Raw genomic sequence first — 22,799 nt, forward strand, 5'->3', positions numbered from 1 at the left:
TGCTTGAAACCCGGCCGAGAACCGCGACCTGACAGATCGCGATCAATCTCAACCAAAGGAACCCACAAAGGGGTTGTTACTTGGCACTGACTTTCGGCACGCTGTTGAGTTCTCAAGGAGCGGACGCACACCAACCCGACCCTCCCGGGCCTCGTCGATGGCGGCTTGTCCCACTCTACGCCCCGCCCGGGCGGCCCTCCAGGGCCCCCCGCCGGCCACCCTCAGGCGGTCTCGCGCGGCGCAGAGAGAAAGTTACGTGGGCCCGGAGGCCGTGTCAAACCGGTCCCGGGTGACGCCGGACACCCGGCCGAGACGTGCCCGTCACGAGCCGTTCACACGGCCCGCCGGGGTCAGGGGACGCGCTCGACGCCGGCGACCGAGCGCTTGCCGCGGCGCAGGACCAGCCACCCGCCGGGCAGCCAGGCGTCCTCCCCGGGGACGGCGTCGGCGTCGGTGACCCGCTCGTTGTTGAGGTAGGCACCGCCCTCCTTCACGGTGCGGCGGGCCTCGGACAGGCTGGCGACCAGCCCGGTGCGCTGGAGCAGGTGCGCGATGGTGGGCACCTCGCCCTGCACCGTCACGCTGCCCGCCTCGCGGAGGGCCGCGCCGAGGGTGTCGGCGCCGAGGGCGGCGAGGTCGTCCCGGCCGAACAGCGCCCGCCCGGCGGCCTCGGCCTGCCGCAGCTCGTCGTCCCCGTGCACCAGCAGGGTCAGCTCCTCGGCCAGGGCCCGCTGGGCCGCCCGGGCGGCGGGCCGCTCGAGGGACTCGGCGACCAGTGCCGCGACCTCCTCGGCCGGCCGCTCGGAGAACAGCGGCAGCCAGGCCCGCGCGTCGGCGTCGTCGGCGTTGAGCCAGAACTGGAAGAAGGCGTAGGCGCTGGTGAGCTCCGGGGACAGCCACACCGCGCCGCTCTCGCTCTTGCCGAACTTGGTGCCGTCGGACTTGGTCACCAGCGGCGTGGACAGCGCGTGCGCGCCGACGCCCTCCGTCCGGCGGATCAGGTCGATGCCGGCGGTGAGGTTGCCCCACTGGTCGGAGCCGCCGCTCTGCAGGGTGCAGCCGTGCCGCCGGTACAGCTCGAGGAAGTCGTTGGCCTGCAGGACCTGGTAGCTGAACTCGGTGTAGCTGATGCCCGCCTCGGAGGCCAGCCGGGCGGCGACCGCCTCCTTGGCCAGCATCCGGCCGACCCGGAAGTGCTTGCCGACCTCGCGGAGGAAGTCGATCGCCGACAGCGGGCCGGTCCAGTCCAGGTTGTCGACGTACACCGGCGGCCGCAGCCCGTCGCGCTCGGCCGGCACGTCGAGGAACGGCGCCACCTGCCGGCGGATCCCCGCCACCCACTCCGCGACGGTGGAGCGGTCGTTGAGCTGGCGCTCGGCCGTGGGCCGGGGGTCGCCGATCAGCCCGGTGGCGCCCCCGACGAGGACCACCGGCTGGTGCCCGGCCCGTTGCAGGGCCCGCAGCACCATGAACTGCAGCAGGTGGCCGACGTGCAGGCTCGGCGCGGTCGGGTCGAAGCCGCAGTAGTAGGTGACCGGTCCCCCGGCGAGGTGCTTGCGCAGCTCCTCCTCGTCGGTGCTCTGGGCGATGAGGCCCCGCCGGTGCAGCTCGTCGATCACGTCGCTCACGGGGCACCATCCTGCCCGCCGCGCCGGCGTGGGCGCCCACCCGGCCGGAAGGCGCTCACCGAGGCCGCGCCCGTCTCCCAGAACCGCCAGGGCAGCCCGGTGGCCACGCTGATCCCGACGCGCGGGCCGGCGGAGACCCCGGCCGGCGCCGTCCCCCGGTGCAGGCGGACGTCGCCGGCGGCCGACAGCAGCCCGGTGCCCTTGTCCCCCGGGCCGATGCCCAGCGCCCGGGTCAGCCGCGCCGGGCCGCGCGCGAGGTCGCGCGTGGCCCGCACGGCGGGCCGGCGGGCGCGGGCGACGTCCTCCCCCACCACCACGTCGCCGGCGCGCAGCAGCACCGCCGCGCCGTCCCCCTCCGGGCCGACGACCACGTTGGCGCACCAGTGCATGCCGTAGCTGAGGTAGACGTACAGCCGCCCCGGCGGGCCGAACATGACCTCGGCGCGGGGCGTGGGCCCGCGGTGCGAGTGGGCCGCCGGGTCGCTGCCGTCGCCGGCGTAGGCCTCCACCTCCGTGAGGCGGACGGCGACCGTGCCGTCGGGCCGGTCGGTCACCAGCCAGCAGCCGAGCAGCGCCGGGGCGACCTCCTCGGGCCGACCGAGCAGCTCGTCGGCGGTCAGCAGCGGTCCGGGAGCGGTCAGAGCGCCGCCGCCACGGGCGAGTCGGCCGCCCAGCGCGCGTGCTCGGCCGCGAGCTCCCGGAGCGCGGCCAGCTGCCCGGCGACCCGCTCCGGCGCCGTGCCGCCGCGGGCGCTGCGGGCGGCCAGCGCACCCGGCACCGAGAGCACCGAGCGCACCTCCGGGGTGAGCCGCTCGTCGATGCCGGCGAGCTGGTCGTCGTCCAGCTCGCCGAGCTCGAGCCCGGCCTGCTCGCAGAAGGCCACCATCTCGCCGCTGATCTCGTGGGCCGAGCGGAAGGGCACGCCCTGCCGGACCAGCCACTCGGCGACGTCGGTGGCCAGGGCGAAGCCCTGCGGCGCGGCGGCCTCGAGCACCTCCGGCCGCAGGGTGAGCGTGGCCGTCATCCCGGTGACCGCCGGCAGGAGCAGGAGCAGCTGCTCCATGGAGTCGAAGACCGGCTCCTTGTCCTCCTGCAGGTCGCGGTCGTAGGCCAGCGGCAGGCCCTTGAGCATGGTGAGCAGGCCGGTGAGGTTGCCGACGAACCGGCCCGACTTGCCCCGCGCCAGCTCGGCGATGTCGGGGTTCTTCTTCTGCGGCATGATCGACGACCCGGTCGCCCAGGCGTCGTCGAGGCGCGCCCAGCCGAACTCGGTCGACGTCCAGAGCACGACCTCCTCGCCCAGCCGCGAGAGGTGGACGCCGACCAGCGCGGCGGCGAAGCAGAACTCCGCGGCGAAGTCCCGGTCGCTCACCCCGTCGATCGAGTTGTCCGACGCCCGGTCGAAGCCCAGCTCGGCGGCGACGGCGTCGGGGTCCAGCGGCAGCGAGGAGCCGGCCAGCGCGCCGGAGCCGTAGGGGCTCACCGCGGCCCGCCGGTCCCAGTCCCGCAGCCGGTCCACGTCGCGGGCGAAGGCGTGCGCGTGCGCCAGCAGCTGGTGGGCGATGAGCACCGGCTGGGCGTGCTGCAGGTGCGTCATGCCCGGCGCGGCGACGTCCCGGTAGCGCTCCGCCAGGCCGACGAGGGCGTACTCCAGGGACGACAGCTCGGCGACCAGCGCCCGCACGGAGTGGCGCAGGTAGAGCCGCAGGTCGGTGGCGATCTGGTCGTTGCGGCTGCGGCCGGCGCGCAGCTTGCCGCCCAGCGTGCCGAGCTTCTCGGTGAGGCCGCGCTCGAGCGCCTCGTGCACGTCCTCGTCGGACTCCACGGGGGCGAAGGTGCCGGCGGCGACCTCGTCGGAGAGCTCGCGCAGCGCCCGCAGCATCTGCTCGAGCTCGTCGTCGGCCAGCAGGCCGGCGCGGTGCAGCACGCGCGCGTGGGCGCGCGACCCGGCCAGGTCGAACGGGGCGAGCCGCCAGTCGAAGTGCGTGGACCGCGACAGCGCGGCCATCGCCGGGGACGGGCCGCCGCCGAAGCGGCCGCCCCACAGGCGGGTGGTCTGGGGCGCGCTCACTCGGGGTTCTCCTCCGGGTCGGTCGGGTGGTGCGGGGCGGACGGCGACCGCTCGGCCATCCCCCGCAGGGTGTCGGCGAGGGCGGGGCCCCCGTGCGGGTCGCGGGAGACGACCAGCAGCGTGTCGTCCCCGGCGATGGTGCCCAGGACGTCGGGCAACCCCACCTTGTCCAGCGCCGAGGCGAGGAACTGCGCCGCCCCGGGCGGGGTGCGCAGCACCGCCAGGTTCGCGCTGCCCTCGGCGCTGGTGAGCAGGTCGGCCAGCAGCCGGGTGAGCCGGGCGGGGGCCGCCTGCGCCGGTCGCAGGGGCGCGTTCTCGGGGGGGAGCACGTAGGACGCCGGGGCGCCGTCGGAGCCGCGCATCTTGACCGCGCCGAGCTCCTCGAGGTCCCGGGACAGCGTGGCCTGGGTGACCTCGATGCCCGACTCGGCCAGCAGCGCGGCCAGCTGGGTCTGCGAGGTGACCGGCCGGTCCTCGACGATCCGGCGGATCCGCGCCTGGCGCGCCGACCGGGTGACCGCCGAGGTCATCGTCGCCCCGTCACGACCGCTCCAGGAGCCAGGCGAGCAGCGCCTTCTGGGCGTGCAGCCGGTTCTCCGCCTCGTCCCACACCGCGCTGCGCGGCCCGTCGATGACGGCGGCTGCGATCTCCTTGCCGCGGTAGGCCGGCAGGCAGTGCAGCACGACGGCGTCGGTGGCCGCCCGGGCCAGCGCCCGCTCGTCGACCGCGTAGGGCAGGAACGGCGCCACGCGGGCGTCGTGCTCGCCCTCCTGGCCCATCGACACCCAGGTGTCGGTGGCCAGGACGTCGGCGCCCTCGACGGCGGCCGCGGGGTCCGCCGTCCAGAGCACCGAGCCGCCGGTGCCGGCGGCGATCTCCGCGGCCCGCTCCAGCACCGCCTTCGACGGCCGGTAGGCCTCGGGGGAGCCGATCCGGACGTGCATGCCGGCCGTCGCCCCGCCCAGCAGGTAGGAGTGCGCCATGTTGTTGGCGCCGTCACCCAGGTAGGTCAGCGTGAGCCCGGCCAGCTCGCCGCGGCGCTCGGCGACCGTCTGCAGGTCGGCGAGGATCTGGCACGGGTGGAACTCGTCGGTGAGGGCGTTGACCACCGGGACCCGGCTGACCGCGGCCATGGCCTCGATGCGGTCCTGGCCGAAGGTCCGCCAGACGATGGCGGCTGCCTGCCGGTCGAGCACGCGGGTGGTGTCCTCGACGGGCTCACCACGGCCGAGCTGGCTGGACCCCGCGTCGATCACCAGCGGGTACCCGCCGAGCTCGGCCACGCCCACGGAGAAGCTCACCCGGGTGCGGGTGGAGGGCTTGTCGAACAGGACGGCGACCGCCCGGGGCACGCCGTTCGGCGCGCGCAGCGGGGCCGGCGCGGCGTCGGTGTGCCGGGTGCGCTTGAGCTCGGCGGCCAGCGCCAGCACCTGCGCCTGCTCGGCGGGGGTGAGGTCGTCGTCGCGCAGGAAGTGCCGGGTCACGGTGCGGCCTCCAGGGCGGTGTCGAGGGCGGCCGGGAGGGCCGCGACGAAGGCGTCCACCTGCGCGTCGGTGAGCACCAGGGCCGGCGCCAGCCGGAGCACGCCGGGGGCGACCGCGTTGGTGAGGAAGCCGGCCTCCCGCAGCGCCACCTCCAGGGCGCCTGCGACGTCGGCGGTGAGGACGACGCCGAGCAGCGCGCCGCGCCCGCGGACGCCGGCCACGCCGTCGTGGCCGAGGCCCTCGATGCCGGCGGTGAACCGGTGCTCGAGCTCCTTGGCCCGCTCCAGCAGCCCCTCGTCGCGGATGGTGTCCAGCACCGCCAGTGCGGCGGCCGCGGCCACCGGGTTGCCGCCGAAGGTCGAGCCGTGCGAACCGGCGGTCAGCAGGTCCGCTGCCGGCCCGAAGGCGAGGGTGGCCCCCAGCGGGAGCCCGCCGCCGATCGCCTTGGCCAGCGTGATGACGTCCGGCTGGAGCCCGTCGGCCTGGTGCGCGAACCAGTGCCCCGTGCGGCCGGTGCCGGTCTGGACCTCGTCGACGGCGAACAGCGCGCCGGCCTCCCGGGCCGCGCCCGCCGCCGCGGCGAGGTAGCCGGGCGGGGCCGGCAGCACGCCCCCCTCGCCGAGCATCGGCTCGAGCAGCACCATCGCGGTCCGCTCCCCCACCGCCCCGGCCAGGGCCTCCGGGTCGCCGTAGGGCACGTACCGGACGCCGCCGGGCAGCGGCGCGAACGCCGCGGCCTTGCTCGGCTGGCCGGTGAGCGCGAGCGCGCCCATCGTCCGCCCGTGGAAGGCGCCCTCCGCGGTGACCACCTCGGGCCGGCCGGTCAGCCGGCTGATCTTGAACGCGGCCTCGTTGGCCTCGGCGCCGGAGTTGCAGAAGAACACCCGCCCGGGCCGGCCGGCCAGCTCCAGCAGGCGCTCGGCCAGCCGGATCCCGGGCTCGTGCATGGCGAGGTTGGAGACGTGCGCCAGCGTGGCCACCTGCCGGGCCACCGCCTCGACCACCCGGGGGTGGGCGTGGCCGAGGATCGTGGTGGCGATCCCGCCGAGCAGGTCGGTGTACTCGCGGCCGTCGACGTCCCACACCGTCGCCCCGGCGCCGCGGGCCAGGGCGACCGGCGGCGCCTTGTAGTTGGCCATCATCACCGCCGACCAGCGGGCGGCCAGCTCCTCCGTGCGCGTCATGGTGCCGGCTCCCCTCCGGTGCCCTGGGCCGGGACGACCATCGTCCCGGTGCCCTCCGACGTGAACATCTCCAGCAGCAGGGCGTGCGGGGTGCGCCCGTCGACGACGGTCGCCCGCTTCACCCCGCCCTCGACCGCCCGCAGGCAGGCGGCCATCTTCGGGACCATCCCGGCGTCCAGGGTCGGGAGGATCTCGGCGAGCTCGGCGGCGTCGATCTGCTGCACCAGCGAGTCGCGGTCGGGCCAGTCGGCGTAGAGCCCCTCGACGTCGGTGAGCACGACGAGCTTCACCGCGCCGAGCGCGACGGCCAGCGCGGCTGCGGCGGTGTCGGCGTTGACGTTGTGCACCACGCCGTCCCGGTCGGGGGCGACCGTGGCGATCACCGGGATGTGCCCGGCGGCCAGCAGCGCCTGGACCGGGGCGGGGTCGACGTCGACCACGTCGCCGACCAGGCCGACGTCCACCGGCTTCCCGTCGACGAGCGCGGAGGTGCGCTCGGCGGTGAACAGCCCGCCGTCCTCGCCGGACAGCCCGACCGCGCGCGGACCGTGCGCGTTGATCAGGCCGACCACCTCCGGGGTGACCTGCCCGGTGAGCACCATGCGGACCACGCCGATCGTCTCCGGGGTGGTCACCCGCAGCCCGCCGCGGAACTCGCTCTCGATGCCGAGCCGGCCGAGCATGCTGTTGATCTGCGGGCCGCCGCCGTGGACGACGACGGGCAGGATGCCGCAGGTCCGCAGGAAGACCATGTCCTCGGCGAAGGCCCGGCGGCACTCCTCGTCGACCATGGCGTGGCCGCCGTACTTCACGACCACGACGTTGCCGTGGAACTCCTCCAGCCACGGCAGCGCACCGGTGAGGACGGCGACCTTGAGCCGGTCGCCCTCGGGGTCGTAGGTGCGCATGACCCGGCGGGTGCCGACGGTGCGCCGCGGCGGCGGGGGGACCTCGTCGACCCGGACGTCCGGCGGTGTCGGGTCCTGCGACGTGCTCGCGTGCGCCGGGTCCTGCGCCGTGCTCGCGTGCGCCGGGTCCTGCGCCGTGCTCGCGTGCGCCGGGTCCTGCGCACGCGCGTCGCGGGCGGTGGGCACGTGCGGCTCGGGTGCGTTCGCGGGGTTCATGTGGAGTAGGCCGAGTTCTCGTGGACGTAGGCGATCGACAGGTCGTTGGTCCAGACGGTGGCCTGCTCCTCGCCGGCGCGCAGGTCGACGTCGATGGTGACGGCGCGGCCGGTGAGGTCCACGCCCTCGCGCGGGTCGCCGATCGCGCCGCCGCGGCAGACGGTGACGCCGTTGATCGTGACGTCGACCCGGTCGGGTTCGAAGGCGGCCCGCGTGGTGCCGATGGCGGCCAGCACCCGGCCCCAGTTGGGGTCGTTGCCGAACAGCGCGGTCTTGAGCAGGTTGTTGCGGGCGCAGGCGCGGCCGGCCTCGAGGGCGTCCTCGACGCTGGCGGCGTTGCGCACGGTGATCGCGATGTCCTTGGTGGAGCCCTCGGCGTCGGCGAGCAGCTGCATCGCCAGGTCGGTGCACGCGGCGGTGAGCGCCTCGGTGAGCTCCTCGGGCGTCGGGGTGGCCCCGGCGGCGCCGTTGGCCATCACGAGCACGGTGTCGTTGGTGGACAGGCAGCCGTCGGAGTCCACCCGCTCGAAGCTCACGCCGGTCGCCCGCCGCAGCGCGGCCTGCAGGACCTCCGGCGGCACGGCGGCGTCGGTGGTGAGGACGACGAGCATCGTGGCCAGGCTCGGCGCGAGCATGCCGGCCCCCTTGGCCATGCCGCCGACGGTCCAGCCGTCGCGGGCCTGGACCGTCGTCTTGGGCACGGAGTCGGTCGTCATGATCGCCCGGGCGGCGTCGGCCCCGCCCTCGGCCGACAGGCCGGCGGCCGCGGCGGTGACCCCGGCGGTCAGCCGGTCCATGGGCAGCCGGACGCCGATCAGCCCGGTGGAGGCGACGGCGACGTCGATCGCCCCGATGCCGAGCTCGGCGGCCACGTGCTCGGCGGTGGCGTGGGTGTCACCGAAGCCCTCGGGTCCGGTGCAGGCGTTGGCGCCGCCGGAGTTGAGGACGACGGCGCGCACCCGGCCGGTGCCGAGGACCTGCCGGCTCCACTGCACCGGCGCGGCCGGGAACCGGTTGGTCGTGAAGACCGCCGCGGCGGCGTCGTCGGGCCCGTCGTTGACGACCAGCGCGACGTCGGGGTCGCCGCTGGACTTCAGGCCGGCGGCGACGCCGGCGGCGCGGAACGCCTGCGGGGCGGTGACCGTCACGGCGCCACGCCCACGAGCGGCAGGCCGGTGGTCTCCGGCAGGCCGAGGGCGAGGTTGGCGCACTGCAGCGCCGCTCCCCCGGTGCCCTTGGTGAGGTTGTCGACCGCGGCGACGACGACCAGCCGGCCGGCGTCGGGGTCGACGGCGACCTGCAGGGCGACGGTGTTGGCGCCGAGCACCTGCGCCGTCGTGGGCCACCGGCCCTCGGGCAGCAGGTGCACGAACGGCTCGTCGGCGTAGGCCTTCTCGTAGGTGGCGCGGGCCGCGGCGGCGTCGACACCGGCCCGCAGCCTCGCCGAGCAGGTGGCGAGGATGCCCCGGCTCATCGGCACCAGGGTCGGGGTGAAGCTGACCCCCACCGGCTCGCCGGCCGCCTGCGAGAGGGTCTGCACCATCTCCGGCGTGTGCCGGTGCACCCCGCCGACGCCGTAGGCGCTGACCGAGCCCATGACCTCGCTGCCGAGCAGGTGCGGTCTGGCCGACTTCCCGGCGCCGGACGTGCCGCTGGCCGCCACGACGACGACGTCGGGCTCGACCAGGCCGGCGGCCAGTGCCGGGGCGAGGGCGAGGGTGACCGAGGTCGGGTAGCAGCCGGGCACGGCGATCCGCCGCGCGCCGGCGAGCTGCTCCCGCTGGCCGGGCAGCTCGGGCAGGCCGTAGGGCCATGCTCCCGGGTGCGCCGCGCCGCCGTGCTCGGAGCCGTACCAGCGGGCCCAGGCCGCCGGGTCGTTCAGCCGGTGGTCGGCCCCGCAGTCGACGACGAGGGTGTCCTCGGGCAGCTGCGCGGCGATCGCCGCGGACTCGCCGTGCGGCAGGGCCAGGACGACGACGTCGTACCCGGCCAGGCTCGCCGCGTCGCTGGGCTGCACCTCGAGGTCGGCGTACGGGAGCAGGTGGGGCTGCAGCTCACCGAGGCGTCGGCCGGCGCTCGAGTTGGCGTGCACCCCGGCCAGCCGCAGGTGCGGGTGCCCGGCCAGCAGCCGGCACACCTCACCCCCCGCGTACCCGGTGGCGCCGGTGACCCCGACCGTCCACGTCTGCGCTGAGCTCATGCTGCATGACCATACACAGGTATGCATGAACCTTCACGAGGAGGTCTCCGGGACAGCAGGTCCGCGCCGCTGCACCGGGCGCCGGCGCCCGGTGCGTCCCAGGGCGACGGCCTACGTCTCCGGGTGCCACTGCACTCACGGACGTGGGCGGCCGGAGGGGATCGAGGCCGGGGTCGACGCGGGGGTCCGAGGCCGGGGTCGCGGACGGGAGGACGGTCGGGGACCTCACCGCCGCGGGTCAGGCCAGCGGGTCGTCGTCCCCGTAGGGCACGAGCCGCAGCTGCCGGGCGACGTCGTCCGGGCCGAGCCGGCGCAGCGTGTCGAGGTCGTCGGTGCCGGCCCGCAGGTAGCGGCCGGACCAGGCGTCCAGCTCCCCCGCGGCGATGGCGGCCACCACCTCGACCACGCGCTCGGGCGGGGTCCAGTCGGTGTAGCCCTGCCAGACCGGCATGGCGCGGGTCATCGCGGTCTCGACCACGCCGGGCGAGACGTCGAAGGCCCGCACGTCCAGGCCCTCCAGCGCACCGGCCAGCGCCTCGGTCATGCGCATCAGCCCGGTCTTGGCGACCGAGTAGGCGGAGTACTCCGGGCGGGCCCGCACGCTCATGCCGCTGGCCAGGCTCACCACCCGGCCCCGGTTGCGCAGCACCATCCAGGGGACGACGGCGCGGCAGAGCAGGAAGCCGCCGCGGACGTGGCTGGAGACGACGTCCCACCACTGGTCGGGGTCGGCCTCCCACAGCGGCACCTCGGCCTCGTCCACCACGCCGGCGTTGTTGACCAGCAGGTCGACCGGGCCCAGCTCCTCCCGGACCCGCGCGACGGCCTCCTCGACCGCGGTGCGGTCGGTGACGTCGGCGGGGACGGCGAGGGTGCGGGCGCCGGTGGCCGTCGCCACCTCGTCCATCGCCGCCTGCAGCCGGTCGGCGCTGCGGGCGAGGCCGGCCACCGCCATCCCGCGGCGGGCCAGACCCTCGGCGAGGTGCCGGCCGATCCCCGTGGACGCCCCGGTCACCAGCGCCACCTGCCCCGAGAGCTCAGCCACGGAGCACCGCCCCCGTGCGCTCGGCCGCGGCGGCCACCGCGGCGTCCCGGACGGCGGCGGCCTCCTCGCCGGTGAGCGTGCGGTCGGGGGCGCGCAGGGTGAGCGCGTAGGCCAGCGAGCGCGACCCGGCCGGCACCGGGGCGCCGGACCAGACGTCGAAGAGCCGCAGCGACTCCAGGAGGTCCCCGGCCCCGGCCCGCACCGCGGCGTCCACCTCGGCGGCCGGGACGTCCTCGGCGACCACCAGGGCGAGGTCCATGAGGACCGGCGGGAAGGCCGACACCCGCGGGCCCACGGGCACCCCTGCCGCGGGGAGGGCGTCGAGGTCGAGCTCCATGACCGAGGTGCGGGCCGGCAGCTCCAGCGCGGCGCACACCCGCGGGTGCAGCTCGCCGGCGTACCCGACGACCGCACCGTGGACCAGCAGCTCGGCGCAGCGGCCGGGGTGCCAGGGCGCGCGCTCGCCGGCGCGCACCGCCACCTCGACGCCCGCCGCCGCGCCCACCAGCCGGGCGGCCTGGACCGCGTCGGCCCAGACCGCGGGCCGGCCCGGGCCCCACCACCCGCGCGGCTCGCGGTGCCCGGCCAGCGCGACGGCCACGTGCCAGGGCTGCGCCGGCACCGCGCCCAGGAGCGCGGCCAGCACGTCGTCGTCGGGCCGGCGGTCGACGCCGGGCAGCGGCGCGGGGCTGCGCCGGTCGCCCGGGAACACCGAGCCGTGCTCGAACAGGGCGAGGTCGCGCTGCCCGCGGGCGAGGTTGCGGGCCAGGGTGGCGAGCAGCCCCGGCAGCAGCGTCGTCCGCAGCGCCGGCTCCTCCTCCGACAGCGGGTTGCGCACCAGGACCACCGCGCGGCGGGGGTCGTCCTCGGGCAGGCCCAGCGCGTCGAGGGCCGCGGTCCCGACGAAGGGGTAGGCCGGGGCCTCGACGTAGCCGGCCTCGGCGAGGGCCCGACCGACCGCGCGGCGGCGGCGCTGGGTCTCGGTCAGCCCGCGCCCGGGCGGGGCGGTGGGCAGCACCGAGGGCACGTCGTCGTACCCGGCCAGCCGGACGACCTCCTCGACGAGGTCGGCGGGGTCGGTGAGGTCGGGGCGCCACGGCGGCGGGGTGACCGCCAGCTTCTCGCCGTCCCCGTCGACGGTGCAGCCGACCGCGGCGAGCAGCTCGACCACCTGGGCGCGGGTGTAGGGCACCCCGGCGACGCGGCCGGGCAGCGCGGCGTCGAGCGGGACGACCGGGCGGGGGGCGCGGGTGTCGACGTCGACCGGCGTGCCGACGACGCGGGCGCCGCCGTACTCGCCGAGCAGCGCCGCCGCCCGGGCCAGCGCGACCATCGTCATCTCCGGGTCCACGCCCCGCTCGAACCGCTTGGCCGCCTCGCTGGGCAGCCGGTGCCGCCGCGCGGTGCGGGCCACCCCGGTCGGCTCCCAGTGCGCGGCCTCGAGCAGCACGCTGCTCGTGCCGTCACCGATCTCGGTGGAGGCACCGCCCATGACCGCGGCCAGGCCGATGGCGCCGGTGCCGTCGGTGATGAGCAGGTCGTCGGCGTCCAGCGCCCGGTCGACGCCGTCGAGGGTGGTCAGCCGCTCCCCCGGGCGGGCGAGCCGGACGGCGACGGGCCCGGTGACGCGGTCGCGGTCGAAGGCGTGCATCGGCTGGCCGAGCTCGAGCATCACGTAGTTGGTGACGTCGACGGCCAGGGAGATGCTGCGCACGCCCGACTGCGCCAGGCGCCGGCGCATCCACCACGGGCTCGGCGCGGTGGGGTCCAGCCCCTCCAGCGCGATCATGGAGAACCGGTCGCAGCGGGCGGCGTCCTCGACGGTGACCGCCCAGGCCGGGTCCCCGGACCACGCCGGCGGGGTGAGCGCGCCCGGGTCGCGCCACGCCACGCCCAGGCCCGTGCCCATCTCGCGGGCGATGCCGCGCATGGACAGGCAGTAGCCGCGGTCGGGGGTGACGGCCAGCTCGACGACCACGTCGTCCAGGCCGACGACCGGGCCGGCCGGGGTGCCCGGCGCCGGGCTGTCGTCACCGGTGGCGATCACCAGGATGCCGGCGTGGTCCTCGCCGATGCCGAGCTCGCGGGCCGAGCAGATCATCCCGTCGGAGACGTGGCCGTAGGTCGTCCGCGCGGAGATGGCGAAACCGCCGGGCAGCACCGAACCCGGCAGGGCGACGACGACCGCGTCGCCGACGGCGAAGTTGGTCGCGCCGCAGACGACGCCCCGCGGCTCGTCCTCGCCGACGTCCACCCGGCAGTACCGGATGGGCTTCTTGAACCCGGTCAGCTCCTCGACCTCCAGGACCCGCCCGACCACGAGCGGCCCGGTGACCTCCTCGGGCCGGTGCACCGCCTCGACCTCCAGGCCCAGGCGCACGAAGGCGGTGTCGAGGTCCTCGACGGTGGTCTCCGCCGGGAGGTCGACGTGCTCGGCCAGCCAGCCGATGGGGACCCTCACTGCGCTGCCTCTCCCTGCTGCCGGTCGGTCACTGCTCCACCCCGAACGCCCGCGTGAACCGGACGTCGCCCTCGACGATGTCGCGCATGTCGCCCACCCCGGAGCGGAACTGCAGCGCCCGCTCGATGCCCAGGCCGAAGGCGAAGCCGCTGTACTCGTCGGGGTCGACCCCGCAGGCGACGAGCACCCGCGGGTTCACCATCCCGCAGCCGCCCCACTCCACCCACCGGGGTCCGTCGCGGTGCTCGGGGAACCACACGTCGAACTCCGCCGAGGGCTCGGTGAACGGGAAGTAGGAGGGCCGCCAGCGGGTCCGGGCCCCGGCGCCGAACAGCGACCGGGCGAGGTGGTCGAGCGTGCCGCGCAGGTGCGCCATGCTCAGGCCGCGGTCGACGGCCAGCCCCTCCACCTGGTGGAACACCGGGGTGTGCGTCGCGTCGAGCTCGTCGGTGCGGTACGTGCGCCCCGGGGCCACGACGTAGATCGGCGGCGTGCGGGCCAGCATGGTCCGCGCCTGCACGGGGCTGGTGTGGGTGCGCAGGACCAGGCCCGAGTCCTCGTCCTGACCCGGCCCGCCCGCGACGAAGAACGTGTCCATCATCGTGCGGGCCGGGTGGTCGCGGCCGATGTTGAGCGCGTCGAAGTTCAGCCACTCCGCCTCGAGCTCCGGGCCCTCGGCCACCTCGTAGCCCATCCCGACGAAGACGTCGCCGATCCGCTCCATGAGCGTGGTGATCGGGTGCCGGGCCCCGCGGGGGGTGCGGTCCCAGGGCAGGGTGACGTCGACGTGCTCCTCGGCCAGGACCCGGGCGTCGCGCTCGGCCTCCAGCTCGGCCAGCCGGGTCTCGTAGGCCGCGGTCAGCGCCTGCCGGGCGGCGTTGACCCGCTTGCCGGCGTCGGCCCGCGCGGCCGGCGGCAGCGCCCCGAGCTCGCGGCGGGCGAGCAGCACGGGCGCGCGGTCGCCGAGGTGGGCCGGCCGGACGGCCGCCAGCGCCGCCAGGTCGCCGGCGCCGGCGAAGGCCCGCCGCGCCTCCTCGACCGCGGCGTCGAGGGCCTCGGCGGACAGCGCGGCGACCTGCTTGGGGTCGTAGGGGTCGTTGGCGCCAGACACGGGGAGCCATTCTGCCCGCCACCCCGCCGGGGGCGCCCGCGGGTTCCGGGCCGCCGGGAGTGAGGGCGCGCGGACGGGTGGCCACCGGGACCGTGCCGGCGGCCGGGCCCACCCGTCGGGGTGAGCCGCGGCCCGCAGCGGGAGAGCCCCGGACCGGGACGGCCGATGAGAGGGCCGTGACCGTCCCCACCCTCGGAACCGGCATCGACGACGTCCTCGCCGGCGCCGGCGTGCGCAGCGTCTTCCAGCCCATCGTGGACCTCGACAGCGGCGCGGTCGTCGCCTACGAGGCCCTCGCCCGCGGCCCGGAGGGGCCCCTCGAGCGGCCCGACGCGCTCTTCGCCGCCGCCCGCGCCGCCGGCCGGCTCGCCGAGCTGGACGCCGCCTGCCGCAGCGCCGCGCTGCGCGGCGCCGTCGAGTGCGGCCTGCAGGCGCCGCTGACGCTGTTCGTCAACGTCGAGCCGGAGGTGCTCGACCGGGCGCCGCTGGAGGACCTGATGGCGCTGGCCACCGCCGCGCCCGGCGGCCTGCGCGTCGTCCTGGAGATCACCGAGCGCGCCCTCGCCGCCCGCCCGGCCGAGCTGCTGCGCACCGTCGAGCGGGTCCGGGCCGTGGGCTGGGGGGTGGCGGTCGACGACGTCGGCGCCGTGCCCATGTCCCTGGCCTTCATGCCGCTGCTGCGCCCCGACGTCATCAAGCTCGACCTGCGGCTGGTGCAGGAGCGGCCCGGCCCGGTGGTCGCCGAGATCATGAACGCGGTCAACGCGCACGCCGAGCGCACCGGCGCGGTGGTGCTGGCCGAGGGCATCGAGGACGACGCGCACCTGGCCACCGCCCGCGCGCTCGGCGCCACCCTCGGCCAGGGCTGGCTGTTCGGCCGCCCCGGTCCGGGCCCGGTGCCCGGCGCCGTCCACGGCGAGCTGGCGCTGCCCGGGCAGCGGGCCGACCCGGTCAGCCGGGACGCCGACGTCTCCCCCTTCGCCTGCCTGCCCGCCGACGTCCCCCTGCGGACCTCCCGCAAGACGCTGCTCATCGAGCTGTCCAAGCAGCTGGAGCGGGAGGCGATGCGGCTCGGCTCGGCGTGCGTGGTGGCCGCGACGTTCCAGGAGGCCCGGCACTTCACGCCGTCGACCACCCAGCGCTACCGCGACCTGGTGGAGCGCACCGGGTTCGTCTGCGCCCTCGGAGAGGACCTGCCCGTCGAGCCGCTGCCCGGGCTGCGCGGGGCCGCCCTGCACCCCGCCGACCCGGTGCGCGGGGAGTGGGACGTCGCGGTGGTGGGCCCGCACTTCGCCGCGGCGCTGCTGGCCCGCGACCTGGGCGACGCCGGCCCGGACGCCGAGCGGCGCTTCGCCTACGCGCTGACCTACGACCGGGACACCGTCGTCCGCGCCGCCGCCGCCCTCCTGGCGCGGGTCGCCCCGCGGCAGGAGCCGCTGCCGGACACCCCGGCGGCCGCCGCGCCGGCCCCGGCCGCCCCGTCCCGCGCCGCTCAGCAGCTCCGCCCGGCCGTGCTCGCCGGCGGCACCCTCGTCGAGCACGCGCTGGCCGCCACGCCCAGCGGGGTCTCCATCGTGGACATGCGGCTGCCCGACCAGCCGCTGGTCTACGTCAACCCGGCCTTCGAGCAGCTGGCCGGGCTGCCCCGCGAGCAGCTGCTCGGCCGCAACTGCCGGTTCCTGCAGGGCCCGGACACCGACCCCGCGGTGGTCGCCGCCGTCCGCCGTGCGGTCGACGCCGGCGAGGAGTGCCGGGTCACGGTGCTCAACCACCGCGGCCCGGAGCGGACGCCGTGGTGGAACGAGCTGCACCTGGCGCCGGTGCTGGGCCCCGACGGCGCGATCGCGCAGTACATCGGGGTCCAGGTCGACGTCACCGCCCGGGTCGAGGCCGAGCGGGCGCTGGAGCAGGAGCGCGACCGCACCCGCACCTACCTGGCCCGGATCGAGCAGCTGGCCTACACCGACCCGCTGACCGGCCTGCCCAACCGCCGCCGGCTGGAGGAGCAGGTCGAGCTGGCGCTGTGGGACGCCCGGGCGCGCGACGAGGCGCTGGCCCTGCTCTTCGTCGACCTGGTCGGCTTCAAGGGCGTCAACGACCGGCTCGGCCACGCCGCGGGCGACGAGCTGCTCGTCACCGTGGCCGACCGGCTGCGGCGGCGGCTGCGCCGCGGCGACCTGCTGGCCCGGCTCGGCGGCGACGAGTTCCTCGTGGCGCTGGTCGGCCTGCCCCAGGGGACCGCGGCGGCGGAGGCCCGGCGGGTGGCCGACGAGCTGGTGGCCGCGGTCGGTGCCCCGGTGCCGCTGGGCGGCGGCGAGGTCCGCGTCGGCGCGAGCATCGGCGTGGGCGTCTGGCCCGGGGACGGCGCCGACTTCCCGGCGCTGCTGCACGCCGCGGACATGCGGATGTACGCCTCCCGCCGCTGAGCGGGAGCCGGGGTGCCCGGGGCGGGCGCGGGGTGCCCGGGGCGGGCGGGAGCGGAGCGCGAGGGACGCGGGAACCGCGCCCGCGCACTCCGGTCAGGCCTGGGCGAGCTGGGTGGTGTAGAGGCAGATCGCGGCGGCCGCGGCGAGGTTGAGGCTCTCCGCCCGCCCGCGCATCGGGATGCGCACGCGGGCGTCGGCCAGCGCGGCCAGCTCGGCCGGCACGCCCCTGGCCTCGTTGCCGAACAGCCACACCACCGGCCCGGCCAGCCCCCCGGAGGCGGCGATCTCGTCGAGCGCCGCCTCCCCGCCGCCGTCGGCGGCCAGCACCCTCACCCCGGCGGCCCGCAGCTCGGGCAGCAGCGCGGGCAGCGGCGCGCCGCGGACGACGTCGACGTGGAAGAGGCTGCCCGCGCTGGCGCGCACCGCCTTGCCGCCGTAGGGGTCGGCCGAGCCCGCACCGAAGACCACGGCGCCGGCCCCGCAGGCGTCCGCGGTGCGCAGCACGGTCCCGGCGTTGCCCGGGTCGGCCAGCTCGGCCAGCGCCACGGCGAGGGGCGGCGGGGCGGCGACCAGCCCGGCGGCCGGGACGTCGCGGAGGGCGCACACCGCGAGCAGGCCCTGCGGGGTCACCGTCTCCGACAGCGAGGCCGCGGCCTTCTCGGTGACCGTCCGCACGGGCACCGCCGTCCCGGCCAGCAGGTCGGCGTGCGCGGCCGCGGCCGCCTCGGTGACGAGGACCTCGCGGACGGCGTCCGGGTCGGCCAGCGCCTCGGCGACCGCCTGCCGGCCCTCGGCGAGGAAGAGCCCGGCGGCGTCCCGGCCGGCCCGGCGGGTCAGCTTGCGGGCGGCCACCACGCGGGCGGAGCGGTCGGTCAGCGGCCGGTTCACGGCGTCCTCCCCCACGGGATCGGCGCGGTCGGGGTCACCGGGGCCGCCGGGCCCACGGATCTCGCGGCGCGGGGACGGCGGACGCGGCGTCGGGGTGCTGCGCTCAGGCGGCCTGCTCGCCGGCCGGGGCGGCGGCGACGGCGGCGCGGGCGGTCTCCACCAGGGCGGTGAAGGTGGCCGGTTCGCTGACGGCCAGCTCGGCCAGCACCCGCCGGTCGAGGTCGATGCCGGCGAGCTTGAGGCCCTGCATGAACCGGTTGTAGGTCATGTCGTTCTGCCGCGCGGCGGCGTTGATGCGGGTGATCCACAGCTTGCGGAAGTCACCCTTGCGCGCCTTGCGGTCGCGGTAGTTGTAGGTGGCCGAGTGGAGGATCTGCTCCTTGGCCTTCCGGTACAGCCGCGAACGCTGCCCGCGGTAGCCGCTGGCGGCCTCCAGCGTCGTCCGGCGCTTCTTCTGGGCGTTGACCGCCCGCTTCACGCGTGCCACGTGAGTGCTCCTTCGTTCTCGGTGCGGGGGGCGCTCAGCGGCCCAGCAGCTTCTTCAGGTTCTTGGCGTCGGCCGGGCTGATGACCTGGTCCTGGTCGAGCCGGCGCTTGCGCCGCGACGACTTGTGCTCGAACTTGTGCTGGTTGTTCGCCTGCTCGCGCATGAGCTTGCCGGTGCCGGTGATGCGCACCCGCTTGGCGGTGCCCTTGTGGGTCTTCTGCTTCGGCATGTCGTCCTCGTTCGTCGGTCTGCCCGGCGCGGCACGGCAGCCTCGAGCTGCCGCGCCGGCGCCGGTACGTCGGTGCGGTGGCGCCTGGGTCCGCGTCAGGCGTCGGGCGCTTGGTTCCCGGCCTGCTTCTCCGCCTTGGCCGAGCGGCGCGAGGCGTCGGTCGCGGCCTGGTTGCGGTGCGGGGCGATCACCATGACCATGTTCCGCCCGTCCTGCTTCGGGTTGGACTCGACGACGCCCAGCTCGGCGACGTCGGCGGCCAGCCGCTGCAGCAGCCGGTAACCCATCTCCGGCCGGGACTGCTCGCGACCGCGGAACATCACGGTGATCTTGACCTTGTCGCCGCTGCGCAGGAAGCGCTCGACGTGGCCCTTCTTGGTCTCGTAGTCGTGCGGGTCGATCTTCAGGCGCAGCCGCATCTCCTTGATGACGGTGAGCGCCTGGTTGCGCCGGGCCTCGCGGGCCTTCTGCGCCGACTCGTACTTGAACTTCCCGTAGTCCATGAGCTTGACGACGGGCGGCCGGGCCATGGGCGCGACCTCGACGAGGTCGAGCTCGGAGTCCTGGGCCAGGCGCAGCGCCTCGCCGATCGGCACGATGCCGACCTGCTCGCCCTCCGGGCCGACCAGGCGGACCTCGGGGACGCGGATACGGTCGTTGATGCGGGGCTCGGTGATGGCCTCTCCTCTGCTGTCTGCACGGGAGGAGCCGCTCGCCCGACCGGGCCCGGGACGACGACGGGCCCCGCGAGCGGTCTGCTCACGGGGCCCACTCGACCCGGGGGCGACGGGCACGGGGCTCGTCGCGCGACGCGGACCGCCGGCGGGCCGGTGGTCCGCGATCCGGGGACCTGGACGCCCGGGGGGCGGCAGGTGGGAGCGGGCTCCTCTTGGTGTCGGCGGCCCGGGGCAGGGCCGCCGAAGTGGTTCGCGCGCCTCGGTGTAGCGGGGAGGCACGCCCATGCTACAGCGCGACGGGCGCGCAGGTCATTCCCGGGGTCGGGTCACTCCCCGGGGCCGTACAGCAGCGGCGGCGGCGCCGGCTGCCGGGCCAGGGCGGCGGCGTGCAGGGCGCGCAGCCCCTCGACCGCGTCCGCCGCCCGCTCGCCGTCGGCGCCCTGGACGGCGAGCAGCGCGAACTCGTCGTCGTTGGTGAGCAGCAGCGTGGCCCAGCGGAACCGCCGGTCGAAGCGGATGGCCCGCACCGCCGTCCACGGCACCGTCCGCACCCCCGCCAGGTTGCGCACCCGCACCCCCTCGGCGTCGGCGTCGAGCCGGGGCCGGCCCAGGGCGAGCAGGCCGAGGGCGAGGAGCACCCCCAGCAGGACGACGGCCACCTGGTCGGCGGCGGTGTACCGGACCACCCCGGAGGTCTGCTCGTCCAGGGTCAGCCCGACGAAGGCGAGGACGGCGAGCACGGTGGCCGCCGCGAGGGCGCAGAGCAGCCGCCACCGGCGGGGGACGGCGGAGACGGGAGGCGGTGCGGGCGTCGGCACGCCCCCATGGTCCCAGGCCGGCCCGGGCGGTGGTGCTGGCAGAGTGGCCGGCATGGAGGTCCCGGGCACGGACGTCTCGGGCACGGAGGTCACCGGCACCGTGCAGCACGAGGCGTGGCAGCAGCGCGTGCTGCCGCCCGTCGAGGAGGTGCGGCCGGGCCTGTGGTCGCTGCCCGTCCCCATCCCGCACAACCCGCTGCGCTACGTGACCACCTACGCCCTCGCCCTCGCCGGCGGCGGCCTCGGCCTGGTCGACACCGGCTGGGAGAGCGAGGAGGGCTGGCGGGCGCTGCGCGACGGGCTGGCCTCGGTCGGCGCCTCCGTCGCCGACGTGCGGGGGGTGCTCGTCACCCACGTGCACTGGGACCACATCGGGCTGGGGGCCCGCGTGGCGGCGGCCTCGGGCGCCTGGGTGGCCATCCACCCGGCCGACCTGCGGGCGGTGCACCACTTCACCCGCAAGCCCCCGGAGCAGGTGGTCGCCGAGGAGGTGGCCTTCCTGGTCTCCCTCGGCGCCGACCCGGACGAGGCCGCGGCCGACGTCGGCGCCCCCGCCGGCATGGCCCGCCTGGCGGACATGGTCGTGCCCGACCGGCTGCTCGAGCACGGCGACCGGGCCGACCTGCCCGGCTGGTCGCTGCGCGCGGTGCACACCCCCGGGCACACCGCCGGGCACCTGTGCTTCGCCGAGGAGCGCACCGGCCTGTTCTTCTCCGGGGACCACGTGCTGCCGCGGATCAGCCCCAACGTGTCGACGTCCGGGTTCGGCGCCGCGGACCCGCTGGGCGACTTCCTGGCCTCGCTGGAGTCGGTCGGCAGCCGGTTCGGCGGTTCGTCCGGCGGCCGTGCGGCCGCCGAGGTGCTGCCCGCGCACGAGTGGCGCTTCCGCGGCCTGGCCGGGCGGACGGCGCAGCTGCGGGTCCACCACGAGCGCCGGCTGGCCGAGCTCCTGGCCGCCATCCGCGCCCACCCGCACGCCACCCCGTGGCAGCTGGCCGCCCACCTCACGTGGTCCCGGCCGTGGGAGGACTACGAGCGGCGGATGCGCATCTTCGCGGTCACCGAGACCGACGCCCACCTGCGGCTGCTGGCCCGCCGCGGGCTGGTCGTCGGCAGCGGTGGGCCCGTGCCGACGTGGACCGTCGCGGCCCGCTGACGCCGGGTGCGGACCCCGCGGGGGCGGCCGACGCGGCCTCCGCCCGGGTGACCGCGCTCGCCGTCCGGGTGCGCGACGCCGCACCGCGCCTGGGCCGGACCCGGCTGGTCTGCGTCGACGGCCCGGCGGGCTCGGGCAAGACCTCCCTCGGCCGCGCGCTCGCCACCGCGCTGGGCGCGCCCCTGGTGCACATGGACGACCTCTACGCCGGCTGGACGCTGACCGGCGCCTGGGCGCGGCTGGCCGCCGGGGTGCTGCGGCCGCTGGCCGGCGGCGAGGGCGGCGCCTTCCACCGCTACGACTGGGCCGCCGGGCGGTTCGCCCCGGTCCCCGTCGACGTCCCGGCCGGGGACGCCCTCGTGGTGGAGGGCTGCGGGAGCTGCCCCCGGGCGGCCGACCCGTGGGCGGTGCTGCGGGTGTGGGTGGAGGCCCCGGCGGCGCTGCGGCTGGCCCGGGGGCTGGCCCGCGACGGCGCGGCCCTGGAGCCGCAGTGGCGGCGCTGGCAGGGGACCGAGGCGGCGGCGTTCGCGGCCGAGCGCACCCGGGAGCGGGCCGACGTGCGCGTGGACGGCACCGGGGGCAGGCAGTGACGTGCGTCGCACCGACGCACGGGCGCGACGCCGGCCCGGGACCATGGGGTGGTGCGGGGCCGCTCCCGGGCCGCCGCGACGACGAGGGGGACGCGTGAGCCAGACCGCTCCGGAGGGGACCGCCGGTCCCCTGCCGCTGACCGGCTACACCGTGGCGGTGACGGCGGCACGCCGGCGTGAGGAGCTGGGTGCGCTGCTCGAGCGGCGCGGTGCCCGGGTGCTGCACGCCCCGGCGATCCGGATCGTGCCGCTGGCCGACGACGCCGAGCTGGTGGCGGCCACCCGCCGGGTCCTCGAGCGCCCGGTCGACCTGGTCGTCGCCACGACGGGCGTGGGGTTCCGCGGCTGGCTGGAGGCCGCCGGGGCGTGGGACCTGCCGCTGGTCGACCACCTGCGCGGCGCCCGCGTGCTGGCCCGGGGCCCCAAGGCGCGCGGGGCGATCCGCGGCGGCGGCCTGGTCGACGCCTGGTCACCGCCGTCGGAGTCCTCGGCGGAGGTGCTCGAGCACCTGCTGTCCGGCGCGGAGGGGTCGCTGGCCGGCCGCCGCATCGCCGTCCAGCTGCACGGCGACCCGCTGTCGGACTTCGTCGCCGCGCTGCGCACCGGCGGCGCCGAGGTGCTGACCGTGCCGGTCTACCGGTGGGTGCTGCCCGAGGACGTCGACCCGCTGCGCCGCCTGGTCGCCGCGGTGGGGGTCCGGGCGGTGGACGCGGTGACCTTCACCAGCGCGCCGGCCGCCGCGAGCCTGCTCTCCGTCGCCGAGGACCTGGGCCGGCGGGCCGAGCTGGTGGCGGCCCTGCAGGACGGCGTCCTGCCGGTCGCGGTGGGGCCGGTGACCGCGGCCCCGCTGGAGGCGGCCGGCGTCCGCACCGTCCAGCCCGGGCGCTCCCGGCTCGGCGCGCTGGCGCGGGAGGTGGTGGCCCGGCTGCCCGAGCGGGACCCGGTGCTGCACGTCGGCCCGCACGCGCTGCAGGTGCGCGGGCACGTCGCCCTGGTGGACGGGCGGGTCGTCGACCTGCCCCCCGGGCCGATGGCGGTGCTCCGGGCCCTGGCGGCCCGCCCCGGGGCGGTGTGCTCCCGGCCCGAGCTGGAAGGTGTGCTCCCCGGGGGCGGGGACGGGCACGCGGTGGAGACGGCGGTCACCCGGCTGCACGCCGCCCTCGGGGTGCCGCTGGTCGAGACCGTGGCGAGTCGGGGGTACCGCCTGGCGGTGTGATCC

At 77.0% G+C, this 22,799-nt stretch carries 21 protein-coding genes; 4 read left to right on the forward strand and 17 right to left on the reverse strand.

What is annotated here, in order from left to right:
- Nucleotides 1-350: 350 nt before the first annotated feature.
- The 12 genes from tyrS to pheS all read right to left on the reverse strand — a co-directional run bounded on the left by tyrS (nt 351) and on the right by pheS (nt 14,309).
- Entirely contained in the window at nt 351-1,628 is a 1,278-nt protein-coding gene (tyrS, locus tag ACI8AC_RS08380; protein WP_456897044.1) for a tyrosine--tRNA ligase, read from the reverse strand.
- Nucleotides 1,625-2,302, reverse strand: coding sequence for a DNA-3-methyladenine glycosylase (locus ACI8AC_RS08385; protein ID WP_456897314.1), 678 nt, complete (start codon nt 2,300-2,302; stop codon nt 1,625-1,627). Before ACI8AC_RS08385 ends, tyrS begins: the two co-directional genes overlap by 4 nt.
- Nucleotides 2,266-3,699, reverse strand: coding sequence for an argininosuccinate lyase (gene argH / locus ACI8AC_RS08390; RefSeq protein ID WP_456897046.1), 1,434 nt, complete (start codon nt 3,697-3,699; stop codon nt 2,266-2,268). Before argH ends, ACI8AC_RS08385 begins: the two co-directional genes overlap by 37 nt.
- Entirely contained in the window at nt 3,696-4,229 is a 534-nt protein-coding gene (locus ACI8AC_RS08395; protein ID WP_456897048.1) for an arginine repressor, read from the reverse strand. Before ACI8AC_RS08395 ends, argH begins: the two co-directional genes overlap by 4 nt.
- Nucleotides 4,230-4,239: 10 nt before the next feature.
- Complete coding sequence (gene argF / locus ACI8AC_RS08400; protein WP_456897050.1) at nt 4,240-5,184, reverse strand: ornithine carbamoyltransferase; 945 nt, start codon at nt 5,182-5,184, stop codon at nt 4,240-4,242.
- On the reverse strand, nt 5,181-6,368 hold the full coding sequence (locus tag ACI8AC_RS08405; RefSeq protein WP_456897052.1) for an acetylornithine transaminase: 1,188 nt from the start codon (nt 6,366-6,368) through the stop codon (nt 5,181-5,183). The genes argF and ACI8AC_RS08405 overlap by 4 nt, the downstream gene beginning before the upstream one ends.
- Nucleotides 6,365-7,492, reverse strand: a complete 1,128-nt coding sequence (gene argB / locus ACI8AC_RS08410; RefSeq protein WP_456897054.1) for an acetylglutamate kinase — start codon at nt 7,490-7,492, stop codon at nt 6,365-6,367. Before argB ends, ACI8AC_RS08405 begins: the two co-directional genes overlap by 4 nt.
- Complete coding sequence (argJ, locus tag ACI8AC_RS08415) at nt 7,489-8,640, reverse strand: bifunctional glutamate N-acetyltransferase/amino-acid acetyltransferase ArgJ (protein ID WP_456897056.1); 1,152 nt, start codon at nt 8,638-8,640, stop codon at nt 7,489-7,491. The genes argB and argJ overlap by 4 nt, the downstream gene beginning before the upstream one ends.
- Entirely contained in the window at nt 8,637-9,692 is a 1,056-nt protein-coding gene (gene argC / locus ACI8AC_RS08420; RefSeq protein WP_456897058.1) for an N-acetyl-gamma-glutamyl-phosphate reductase, read from the reverse strand. Before argC ends, argJ begins: the two co-directional genes overlap by 4 nt.
- 238 nt (nt 9,693-9,930) lie before the next feature.
- Entirely contained in the window at nt 9,931-10,737 is an 807-nt protein-coding gene (locus ACI8AC_RS08425; RefSeq protein WP_456897060.1) for an SDR family NAD(P)-dependent oxidoreductase, read from the reverse strand.
- Complete coding sequence (gene pheT / locus ACI8AC_RS08430) at nt 10,730-13,198, reverse strand: phenylalanine--tRNA ligase subunit beta (protein WP_456897062.1); 2,469 nt, start codon at nt 13,196-13,198, stop codon at nt 10,730-10,732. Before pheT ends, ACI8AC_RS08425 begins: the two co-directional genes overlap by 8 nt.
- A gap of 28 nt (nt 13,199-13,226) precedes the next feature.
- Nucleotides 13,227-14,309, reverse strand: a complete 1,083-nt coding sequence (gene pheS, locus ACI8AC_RS08435; protein WP_456897064.1) for a phenylalanine--tRNA ligase subunit alpha — start codon at nt 14,307-14,309, stop codon at nt 13,227-13,229.
- Nucleotides 14,310-14,485: 176 nt separating this feature from the next.
- Between pheS and ACI8AC_RS08440 the strand changes: the two genes are divergently transcribed.
- Entirely contained in the window at nt 14,486-16,735 is a 2,250-nt protein-coding gene (locus tag ACI8AC_RS08440) for a diguanylate cyclase domain-containing protein (RefSeq protein ID WP_456897066.1), read from the forward strand.
- 93 nt (nt 16,736-16,828) lie between these two features.
- Here the strand turns inward: ACI8AC_RS08440 and ACI8AC_RS08445 are convergent, their stop codons facing one another.
- The 5 genes from ACI8AC_RS08445 to ACI8AC_RS08465 all read right to left on the reverse strand — a co-directional run bounded on the left by ACI8AC_RS08445 (nt 16,829) and on the right by ACI8AC_RS08465 (nt 19,834).
- Nucleotides 16,829-17,623, reverse strand: coding sequence for a TrmH family RNA methyltransferase (locus ACI8AC_RS08445; RefSeq protein ID WP_456897068.1), 795 nt, complete (start codon nt 17,621-17,623; stop codon nt 16,829-16,831).
- Nucleotides 17,624-17,726: 103 nt separating this feature from the next.
- Nucleotides 17,727-18,110: a 50S ribosomal protein L20 gene (rplT, locus tag ACI8AC_RS08450; RefSeq protein WP_456897070.1), complete on the reverse strand. Its 384-nt coding sequence runs from the start codon at nt 18,108-18,110 to the stop codon at nt 17,727-17,729.
- Nucleotides 18,111-18,144: 34 nt separating this feature from the next.
- Nucleotides 18,145-18,339, reverse strand: a complete 195-nt coding sequence (gene rpmI / locus ACI8AC_RS08455; RefSeq protein WP_456897072.1) for a 50S ribosomal protein L35 — start codon at nt 18,337-18,339, stop codon at nt 18,145-18,147.
- 95 nt (nt 18,340-18,434) lie between these two features.
- Nucleotides 18,435-19,016, reverse strand: coding sequence for a translation initiation factor IF-3 (infC, locus tag ACI8AC_RS08460; RefSeq protein WP_456897316.1), 582 nt, complete (start codon nt 19,014-19,016; stop codon nt 18,435-18,437).
- 326 nt (nt 19,017-19,342) lie between these two features.
- Nucleotides 19,343-19,834 carry a PH domain-containing protein gene (locus ACI8AC_RS08465; protein ID WP_456897074.1) on the reverse strand — a complete coding sequence of 164 codons (492 nt, stop codon included), beginning with the start codon at nt 19,832-19,834 and terminating at the stop codon, nt 19,343-19,345.
- A gap of 52 nt (nt 19,835-19,886) precedes the next feature.
- Between ACI8AC_RS08465 and ACI8AC_RS08470 the strand changes: the two genes are divergently transcribed.
- The 3 genes from ACI8AC_RS08470 (at nt 19,887) to ACI8AC_RS08480 (ending at nt 22,796) form a co-directional block, all read left to right on the forward strand.
- On the forward strand, nt 19,887-20,990 hold the full coding sequence (locus tag ACI8AC_RS08470; protein ID WP_456897076.1) for an MBL fold metallo-hydrolase: 1,104 nt from the start codon (nt 19,887-19,889) through the stop codon (nt 20,988-20,990).
- Nucleotides 20,969-21,580, forward strand: a complete 612-nt coding sequence (locus ACI8AC_RS08475; protein ID WP_456897078.1) for a uridine kinase family protein — start codon at nt 20,969-20,971, stop codon at nt 21,578-21,580. Before ACI8AC_RS08470 ends, ACI8AC_RS08475 begins: the two co-directional genes overlap by 22 nt.
- 94 nt (nt 21,581-21,674) lie before the next feature.
- Nucleotides 21,675-22,796 (forward strand): uroporphyrinogen-III synthase, encoded by a 1,122-nt coding sequence (locus tag ACI8AC_RS08480; RefSeq protein WP_456897080.1) that lies wholly within the window; start codon nt 21,675-21,677, stop codon nt 22,794-22,796.
- The last annotated feature ends 3 nt before the right edge of the window (nt 22,797-22,799 follow it).

The sequence above is a fragment of the Geodermatophilus sp. SYSU D00758 genome (assembly GCF_054049955.1).